The sequence below is a fragment of the Nioella sp. genome, from assembly GCF_964229645.1.
Lineage (GTDB): Bacteria > Pseudomonadota > Alphaproteobacteria > Rhodobacterales > Rhodobacteraceae > Nioella.
Genome location: NZ_CAXREX010000055.1, coordinates 1 through 8,419, shown reverse-complemented (window position 1 = coordinate 8,419; position 8,419 = coordinate 1). Strand labels below are relative to the sequence as shown.

General features: G+C 64.0%; 10 protein-coding genes and 1 riboswitch. All 10 genes read left to right on the top strand.

Features of this window, described 5'->3' with window-relative positions; translation table 11 throughout:
- A partial coding sequence (locus ACEQXV_RS03615) for a TRAM domain-containing protein (RefSeq protein WP_370267949.1) occupies positions 1 to 249 on the top strand: 249 nt, incomplete at its 5' end.
- Positions 250 to 600: 351 nt separating this feature from the next.
- Entirely contained in the window at positions 601 to 1,173 is a 573-nt protein-coding gene (locus ACEQXV_RS03610) for an OmpA family protein (RefSeq protein WP_370254820.1), read from the top strand.
- Positions 1,174 to 1,178: 5 nt separating this feature from the next.
- On the top strand, positions 1,179 to 1,541 hold the full coding sequence (locus ACEQXV_RS03605; protein ID WP_370254822.1) for a hypothetical protein: 363 nt from the start codon (positions 1,179 to 1,181) through the stop codon (positions 1,539 to 1,541).
- Between the two features lie 173 nt (positions 1,542 to 1,714).
- On the top strand, positions 1,715 to 2,728 hold the full coding sequence (locus ACEQXV_RS03600; RefSeq protein ID WP_370254824.1) for a PhoH family protein: 1,014 nt from the start codon (positions 1,715 to 1,717) through the stop codon (positions 2,726 to 2,728).
- A 103-nt stretch (positions 2,729 to 2,831) separates the two neighbouring features.
- Positions 2,832 to 3,344: an rRNA maturation RNase YbeY gene (ybeY, locus tag ACEQXV_RS03595; RefSeq protein ID WP_370254825.1), complete on the top strand. Its 513-nt coding sequence runs from the start codon at positions 2,832 to 2,834 to the stop codon at positions 3,342 to 3,344.
- Between the two features lie 37 nt (positions 3,345 to 3,381).
- A complete protein-coding gene (locus tag ACEQXV_RS03590) occupies positions 3,382 to 4,269 on the top strand; it encodes a hemolysin family protein (protein WP_370254827.1) in 888 nt (295 codons plus the stop codon).
- Between the two features lie 2 nt (positions 4,270 to 4,271).
- Entirely contained in the window at positions 4,272 to 5,813 is a 1,542-nt protein-coding gene (gene lnt / locus ACEQXV_RS03585) for an apolipoprotein N-acyltransferase (RefSeq protein WP_370267950.1), read from the top strand.
- Between the two features lie 13 nt (positions 5,814 to 5,826).
- Positions 5,827 to 5,877, top strand: a riboswitch (SAM-SAH riboswitch).
- A 6-nt stretch (positions 5,878 to 5,883) separates the two neighbouring features.
- A complete protein-coding gene (gene metK, locus ACEQXV_RS03580) occupies positions 5,884 to 7,065 on the top strand; it encodes a methionine adenosyltransferase (protein WP_370267947.1) in 1,182 nt (393 codons plus the stop codon).
- A 71-nt stretch (positions 7,066 to 7,136) separates the two neighbouring features.
- Positions 7,137 to 7,607 carry an ABZJ_00895 family protein gene (locus ACEQXV_RS03575; protein WP_370254830.1) on the top strand — a complete coding sequence of 157 codons (471 nt, stop codon included), beginning with the start codon at positions 7,137 to 7,139 and terminating at the stop codon, positions 7,605 to 7,607.
- Positions 7,608 to 7,664: 57 nt separating this feature from the next.
- Positions 7,665 to 8,378: a tRNA (guanosine(46)-N7)-methyltransferase TrmB gene (trmB, locus tag ACEQXV_RS03570; RefSeq protein ID WP_370254831.1), complete on the top strand. Its 714-nt coding sequence runs from the start codon at positions 7,665 to 7,667 to the stop codon at positions 8,376 to 8,378.
- The last annotated feature ends 41 nt before the right edge of the window (positions 8,379 to 8,419 follow it).

Sequence of the window (8,419 nt, the reverse complement as noted above, 5' to 3'; positions counted from 1 at the left end):
GATGCCCGGCTCCAGCGATTGCAAGCCCTTCTGACCGAGCAACAGCGCGCGGCCCAGGATGCCATGGTCGGGCGCGTGGTCGGCGTTCTGTTCGAAAAAACCGGCCGCCTGCCGGGTCAGCTGGTTGGCAAGTCCGATCACTTGCATGCCGTGCATGTCGAGGCCCCGGAAAGCCTGATGGGGCAAATCGCGCCTGTGCGGATCGTGGAAAGCGGTCCTAACTCGCTGAAGGGCGAGCTGATCGGCTAACGCCCCGCGACGGCGGGCGAGGCCCGATCCCCGGACGGCAATCGGCTCAGATGCGGGATTGGCGCGGCTTTGGAAACGGTATTCCGTCAAGGCGGCAATCGTTTCCCATTTTTAACCCTGACGGTCGAGGGCCGGTTTTGCTGCAGCCAGTGCAACGCTTCGGCTTGGCGGGGTGTCTAGCTATCTTTTGGACGGTTAAAGCGAAATCCTTTGATGAAATAAAACTTTAGACACTTCCCAAACAGCCGCGCACTGGTAAACTGCGTCCTCAAGACAAGGGTTCAATCCGCGCTGCCACGCGGAAGAACGAGTGAGTGAGTACTGGTAACGATTAAGGGGGGGTGCGCGGCTATGCGTCTGACAATTCCTGAACTTGGGACCATCCTGGCGGCGGCATTGATCGCATCGCTGACGATGATCCTGTCGCCGGGCGTGGCCTCGGCGCAAAGCACTGGGGCGGTGACCGGCACGATCGAGCCGGGCATCTGGATCGATCCGGACGGGTGCATGCACTGGGTCGCCGATGGCGGCGTCGAGGGCTACATGACGGGCCGTGTGAACCCGGAAAACGGTATGCCGATCTGCATGGAGATGAACACCTGCGCCGTCGCCAATTCCGACACGCTCTTCGCCACCGACAGTCATCACCTGACGTCTGCGGGTCGGGCAACTCTCGAAGAGTTCTTCCGCTCTGCCGGGGCTTTCGCCTACGCGATCTACGGCCACACGGACAGCCGGGCCTCGGATGAATACAACATGGCGCTGTCGCAGCGCCGCGCGGCCTCGGTGGCCGCCGTCGCCCGCGCCGTCGGCGCACGGGTCGCCCGCGAAATCGGTTACGGGGAGCGGCGCCCGCGTGTGCCCAACACCTCGGCTGCCAACATGCAGCAGAACCGCCGTGTTGAAATCGTGTGCTACAGGTGACCGGGATGACGAGTATTGCGAAACCGATGAAGATTGCGGCAGTTCTCGCCTCTGCGCTTGTTCTGTCCGGCTGTATTGAAACCATCGAAGGGGTCTCGCCCACGAACGATCCCGCACCGCTGCGCGCGATCGGGCAGGACAGGGGCCGCGATTCCGGTAGCCTGACCCAGTTGGAAGCGGGCATCTGGGTCGATCCCGATGGCTGTCAGCACTGGATCGTGGATGACGGGCTTGAGGGCTATATCGATGCCCGCCGCGACCCGGTCACCGGTCTGCCGGTCTGCACCCCGATCGCGCCTCCGGGCTCGATCGTCGGGGATGCGGGTGCCGGTGCTGCAGGTATCCGCGATTGGGTTCCGCGCCAGTAACCCAGCATTTGGCGACATGAACGACGCGAGCGGCCTTAGCGGCCGCTCGTTTTCATTCTTTGCCCGTGAATTGCTCAATATGTGGCCTTTTTCCGCTTGCGGCCCCCCAAGAGGTTGCGTTGCGCCAAGTCTGTTGCCAATGTGGAGGCACAACCCTGTTGCTGGAGACCCCATTGGCGACCACCACGCTGCCTCCACCCGCCTCAGACGCTCCTCTGGAACGTGTTCTGGAATTTCCCGACAATCGACTGCTGATCGCACTATGTGGCGAGTTCGACCGCAATATCGCGCAGGTCGAACATCTGCTTGAAGTGCAGATCGTGCGCCGCGGCAATGCGCTGGCCATCCATGGCGCGCAGCGCGAGGAAGCGGCCAGCGTGCTGGAAACACTCTATGCCAGGGCAGAATCCGGTCGCTCTATCGAGCCCGGCGATATCGATGCCGTTGTGAGGCTGGGCAACTCGGGCGAGGGCACCGGCACGCGCGATGGCGACCAGATGGAGATGTTCCAGACCGGCGAGTTCGAAATCAAGACGCGCAAGAAGACGGTAGAGCCGCGCACCAAGGCGCAGCAGGACTACGTCAAGGCGCTCTTCACCCATGAACTGGCTTTCGGAATCGGGCCCGCGGGCACCGGCAAGACCTACCTCGCGGTTGCGGTCGCCGTGAACCAGATGATCAACGGCCACATCGACCGCATCATCCTGTCGCGTCCCGCCGTCGAAGCCGGCGAGAAACTCGGCTACCTGCCGGGCGACATGAAGGACAAGGTCGATCCCTACATGCAGCCGCTCTACGATGCGCTGAATGACTTCCTGCCAGGCAAGCAGCTTGCCAAGCTGATCGAGGAAAAGCGGATCGAGATCGCGCCACTTGCCTTCATGCGGGGGCGTACGCTGTCCAATGCCTACGTGGTGCTGGACGAAGCGCAGAACGCCACCTCGATGCAGATGAAGATGTTCCTCACGCGGCTTGGCCAGGGCAGCCGCATGGTCATCACCGGCGACCGGTCGCAGGTCGACCTGCCGCGCGGGGTCACCAGCGGGCTGCGCGAGGCTGAGCGGATTCTCGAAGGTGTCGAGGGCATCAGCTTCAACTATTTCACTGCCAAGGACGTGGTGCGTCACCCGATGGTTGCCAAGATCATCGAGGCCTACGATGCCGACGATCCGGAGCGCAGGGGGTAGGAAAAATCTTGCCGGAAGATTTTTCATCACGGGCAAAAATCTTGTCGAAGATTTTTGAAGCAGGAAGAATTTTCCGGAAAATTCTTCCCGTGGGGTTCGCGTGATGGCTGCCTATCTCGACGTGGACGTCGTGACAGAGGCCCCTGATTGGGACCGTTTTGATCTCGACGGGATGGCAGAGCAGGCCTGCACCGCGGCCCTTGCAGGGCTAGGCTTGGAAGACGGTGCCTTCGAGATCGCGATCCTGGCCTGTGACGACGCCCGCATCGCCGTTCTCAACGCTGACTTCCGTGACAAGCCTCAACCCACCAACGTGCTGAGCTGGCCCTCCGAGGATATCGACCTGCCCCTCGGCGAATGGCCCGATCTGCCGGTGCCCGATCCCGCAGGTCCGCCCCACGAACTGGGGGATATCGCCATCGCCTATGAGACCTGCGCACGCGAAGCGGAGGCGCAGGGCAAGCCCTTCGAAGACCATATTCGCCATCTTTTGGTGCATGCGACGCTGCATCTGTTGGGTTTCGATCACATAAATGACCCTGATGCCGCGATTATGGAGGGTTTGGAGACCCGCATCCTTGCAACCTTGGGTATCCCTGACCCATATTGGGCGTAACGGGTGTTTAGGCCCGGATGTTCCTTGGAAAGGATCCATGAACGACTCCCCCGAACCCTCCTCTAGCGCAGCGCAAGGCGCGCAGGAGGCGGACGACACGTCAGACCAGAGACCCGGCCTGCTGGCCCGGCTCTTCGGCAACGCCCAACCTTCCGACAGCCGCGAAACCAACGGGCAGCCCTCGCATGGGGCTGGCTCTGCTGCGCATGCGGCCATTTCGATCTACAACCTGCGCCGGATGCGGCTCGACGACGTGGCAGTGCCGCGTGCCGAGATCACCGGTGTTCCGGTTGATATCGAACTGCCGGATCTCATCAAGGTCTTTCGCAGCAGTGGCTTCACGCGCCTGCCGGTCTACGAAGGCACCATGGATACGCCCATTGGGCTGGTGCACCTCAAGGACCTCGCCCTGACCTACGGGTTCAACGGCGGCGGGCACGAGATAAAACTGCGCGAGATGCTGCGCCCGCTGCTCTTCGCGCCCCCCTCGATGCCGATCGGCGTAATGCTTCAGAAGATGCAGACCGCCCGGATTCACATGGCTCTGGTCATTGATGAATACGGTGGCGTCGATGGCCTCGTGACGCTCGAAGACCTTATCGAGCAGGTCATTGGCGAGATCGAGGACGAACATGATGTCGAGGAAGACAAGCTGTGGTCCGAGGACGCGCCGGGATGCTGGATCGCGCGCGCACGCGCGCCTCTCGATGAGTTCGAAGAGGCGATCGGCATGACGCTGACCGAGGGGCTCGACGATGAAGAGGTCGACTCGCTTGGCGGCCTTGTCTTCGTGCTGACGGGCCGGGTGCCTGCGCGCGGGGAAGTCGTGCCGCATCCCTCGGGGGCGGAATTCGAGATCCTCGACGCTGACCCGCGCCGGATCAAGCGCCTCAGGGTGCGTCTGCCAAAGGATCGCAACGGGTGACGATGTCGTCGGCGCGCGCCTGGATCGCGGCCCGGTCGATGCGGCAACGCCTTTTGCTGGCCGCCCTGGCGGGGGGGCTCGGTGCCCTTGGGCTTGCGCCCTTCAACCTGCCCCTGCTTGCCCTTGCAGGCTTTGCTGGGCTGGCCATCCTGGTCGCCGGGGCAGACAGCAACCGGTTGGCTGCCCTCACCGGGCTGGCAGGTGGCACCGGCTATTTCGCGCTGGCGCTGCACTGGATCGTGGAACCCTTCTTCGTCGATCCGTGGCGGCATGGGTGGATGGCGCCCTTTGCACTGGTCTTCCTCGCTGGCGGTCTTGCGCTTTTCTGGGCGGCAGCCGCTTGGGCGGCGCGGCACTTCGGGCCGACACCGGGGCTGAGGCTTGGGCTTTTCACGGTTACCCTTGCCCTGGCTGAACTTGCCCGGGCCTATGTGCTCAGCGGCTTTCCCTGGGCGCATCCGGGCCATGTCTGGCTCGGTGGGCCAATGATGGTGTTGTCTGCCTGGCTCGGGCCGCATGGGCTGACCGTCTTGACGCTCGGCCTGTCCTCGGGCCTGGCCGCCGGGCTGATCTGGCATCGGGCGATGCTGCTGCTTCCCGTCGCGACCCTTGGGGCGGCTTTCGCCCTGTCCTCAATGGTCCCCTCGGCGCCGGAGCCCGCAGGCGATGCCGCCATCGTCCGACTGGTGCAGCCAAACGCGCCGCAGCATCTCAAGTGGTTGCCCGAAATGGTGCCGGTCTTCTTCGAGCGCTCGCTTCGCCTGACTGCAGAGCCGCCCCAACAAGACCGGGAGCCGGACCTTGTCATCTGGCCCGAAACCGCGCTGCCGGCCCTGCTGCGCCATTCGGAGGATTGGCGCGCGGCGATCGGTGAAGCCGCAGGCGAGGCGCGCATCATCGTCGGTGGACAGCGCCTGGAAACCGATGGAACCGCTCGCAATTCGCTCTTCCTGCTGGAAGAGGACGGCGCGCTTGCGGCGATCTATGACAAGCACAGGCTGGTGCCCTTCGGGGAATACATCCCGCTGTCGGGCATGGCACGCGCCGCCGGATTGCGTGGGCTGGCCGAGGTCATGGGCGAAGGCTACTCGCCCGGCGAGGGCCCCGTGGAACTGGACCTCGGGGCCCTCGGCACGGTCTTCCCAATGATCTGCTACGAAACGATCTTTCCGCAATTCATTCGTCGCGCGGAACGGCCCGACTGGATGGTGCAGATCACGAACGACGCCTGGTTCGGTGAATTTTCCGGCCCCTACCAGCATCTCGAACTGGCGCAACTGCGCGCCGCAGAACAGGGGTTGCCGCTTTTGCGCGCGGCCAATACCGGGGTGTCTGCGGTGATCGACGCCCGTGGACAGGTCATCGCCTCCCTGCCGCTTGGCCAGCATGGTGCACTCGACGCTGCCCTGCCGCCAGCGCTGCCGGCGACGCTCTATGCCCGCAGCGGGGATTCCCCGGTGGGTGTGTTGCTTATTTTCCTGTTCGGGCTCCTGCTTTGGCGCAGTGGGCAGATCGGCATTGATCCCGGTCGCCAAAGGCCTTAAGGGCCGAGGGACAACCGCCCCACAACGGCTTCCTGGCGTGGGCGCGATAACAGGTAATGGAGCACTTCCCATGGCACGTAACAACTACATCTTTACCTCCGAGTCCGTCTCGGAAGGGCATCCCGACAAGGTCTGCGACCGGATTTCCGACGCGGTGCTGGACGCATTCCTGGCCGAAGAGCCCGAGGCCCGCGTGGCATGCGAAACCTTCGCGACCACCAACCGCGTCGTGATCGGCGGTGAGGTCGGCCTGTCCGACCAGGCCAAGCTGCAGGAATACATGGGGCGCATCGACCAGATCGCCCGCGACTGTATTCGCGACATCGGCTACGAGCAGGACAAGTTCCACTGGCAGACGGTTGAAATCACCAACCTGCTGCACGAGCAGTCCGCCCATATCGCGCAGGGCGTTGATGCGGCCGAGAACAAGGACGAGGGCGCAGGCGACCAGGGCATCATGTTCGGCTATGCCACCACCGAAACGCCCGACCTGATGCCCGCGCCGATCCAGTATGCCCACGCGATCCTGCGTCGACTGGCCGAGGTGCGCAAATCGGGTCAGGAACCCGCCCTTGGCCCCGATGCCAAGTCGCAGCTGTCCGTGCGCTACGAAAACGGCAAGCCGGTGGAAGTGACCTCGGTCGTGCTGTCGACCCAGCACCTTGACGAGTCGCTGACCTCGGACGATGTGCGGCTGATCGTCGAGCCCTATATCCGCGAAACGCTGCCCGAAGGCTGGCTGACCGCAGCAACCGAATGGCACGTGAACCCCACGGGCAAATTCGTCATCGGTGGCCCTGACGGGGATGCCGGCCTGACCGGCCGCAAGATCATCGTCGACACTTATGGCGGCGCAGCCCCCCATGGCGGCGGTGCCTTCTCGGGCAAGGACCCGACCAAGGTAGACCGCTCGGCCGCTTATGCCGCGCGTTACCTTGCCAAGAACGTGGTCGCCGCAGGTCTGGCCGAGCGTTGCACGCTGCAACTGTCCTACGCGATCGGCGTGGCCAAGCCGCTTTCGATCTACGTGGACACCCATGGCACGGGCCAGGTGGATGAAGCTGCGATCGAGAAGGCTGTTGCCCAGTGCATGGACCTGACCCCGCGGGGCATCCGCACCCACCTGGGGATGAACAAGCCGATCTTCCAGCGCACGGCGGCCTACGGCCACTTCGGGCGTCAGCCCGACGCAGATGGCGGGTTCTCCTGGGAGCGCACCGACCTGGTCGAAGCCCTGAAAGCCGCCGTTTAAAACCGGTCGCAAATTGTGATAGACAGAGACGGCGCCTTTCGGGGCGCCGTTTTTTCTGGGAGACCCGCACGATGAGCCGATCCGATTACCCCTACACGACGAAATTCGCGCAGCATTACGCGATCTTTGCCGCCTCGGTGGCGATCGTCGTCTACATCCTGATCAACGTGATCGGCCTAAGCTTCAACGGAGCGATCCTTCGCGGCGCCTTGATCGGTGGCTGTATCGGCGCGATGATCGTGCCGTTCCAGTGGTTCGCGCAGAGCTATCGCGACAACGAAGGCTGTCGCAGCACCGGCGGCGAAGCGTGGAAATTCAGCCTTGTCTGGTCCCTGATCGCCATGGCCGTGCACGCGCTTGTGGCCGTCGCGCTTTTTGCCATCGGCTGGCGTATCCCCGGCATCCTGCCCCAGGAGCAGGTGCAGATGGTGGGGGTGCTCATCGCTGTTGGGCTGTTCCTCCAGGTGCCGATCTTCCGGCTGTTCATCTGGTCGGCCTTCAGCGGGGTCGAGGCCCGCGAACGGCGCGCGCGCGGCGGTTGAGCCCCGACGGCTTTGGCGCTATGTCCCGCGCCGGACCCGGCATGAGAAGGCGACGGCGTGAGCGATTTCCAGAAACATCCCAAGGCCCCCTGGCGCAACTTTTACGGTCGCCGCAAGGGAAAGCACCTGCGCGACAGCCAGGAGGTCTACCTTGAGGAAGACCTTGCGGGGCTGAGCCCCGGCGCCGTGACCTGGGACGAAAACCCCGAGCGTGTTCCGCTCGACCTAAAGGCCGTTTTCGGTGGCCGGGATGTCTGGCTGGAGGTCGGTTTCGGCGGCGGCGAGCACATGGTGCACCAGGCCGGTCAGAACCCGGACGTGGGCATTATCGGCTGCGAGCCCTATATCAACGGCGTCGCCATGCTGCTTGGAAAGATCCGCGACGCAGGCGTTTCGAACCTGCGCGTGCATCCCGGGGACGTGCGCGACATGTTCGACGTCTTGCCCGAGGCCAGCATCTCCAGGGCCTTCCTGCTCTATCCCGATCCCTGGCCCAAGAAGAAACACCATCGCCGCCGCTTCGTGACGCCGGACCACCTGGAGCCGCTGGCCCGCGTGCTGAAGCCCGGCGCGATCTTCCGGGTCGCGACCGACATTCCCGACTATGTCCGCCAGACGCTGGAAGAGGTGCCGCGTCACGGGTTCGAATGGCTTGCCGAGACGCCCGAGGATTGGCGCAGCCCCTGGGACGACTGGATTTCGACCCGTTACGAGCAGAAGGCGCTGCGCGAAGGGCGGACACCGCACTACCTGACCTTCCGCAAACGCTAAGGGGTTTCGCCGCGCCCCTGGCGCGTCGACCGGCGGGGCCC